Source organism: Mesorhizobium alhagi CCNWXJ12-2 (assembly GCF_000236565.1).
GTDB lineage: Bacteria > Pseudomonadota > Alphaproteobacteria > Rhizobiales > Rhizobiaceae > Allomesorhizobium > Allomesorhizobium alhagi.
Map to the genome: position 1 here is coordinate 1 of NZ_AHAM01000188.1, position 495 is coordinate 495.

The following is a 495-nucleotide window of genomic DNA, read 5'->3' on the forward strand; positions in this document are numbered from 1 at the left end:
CGGCGCACGCCTCAGAACAGCAGCGCCCCGACGTCAAGGCGCGCCGCCGCGCCTGGTTCGACGGTCAACTCGACCTTGACCCCGAGAAGCTGATCTTCATCGACGAGACTAGTGCGTCGACCAAGATGGCGCGGCTGCGCGGACGCAGCCTACGCCGCGAGCGCTGCATTGCAGCCGTCCCTCACGGCCATTGGAAGACCACCACCTTCACCGCAGGGCTGCGCCTCTCCGGAATGACCGCGCCGATGCTGCTCGACGGGCCGATGAACGGCGCAGCCTTCCTTGCCTATGTTGAACAGGTGCTGGCGCCCGAACTTCGCCCCGGCGACATCGTCATCATGGATAATTTGCCGGCCCATAAGATCAGCGGCGCGCGCGAAGCGATCGAGAAGGCCGGCGCAAGGCCGCTGTTCCTGCCGCCTTATTCGCCCGATTTCAACCCAATCGAAAACGCATAGTGAGGGAACCTCTGAAAGTGAGGTTCTGTTGATACCA

The 495-nt window shown here is 63.2% G+C and carries 1 pseudogene; it reads left to right on the top strand.

Going from position 1 to position 495, the window contains the following annotated elements:
• Positions 1 to 455 (top strand): annotated as a pseudogene (locus tag MAXJ12_RS22115) (IS630 family transposase); the annotation flags it as partial.
• Positions 456 to 495 lie beyond the last annotated feature (40 nt).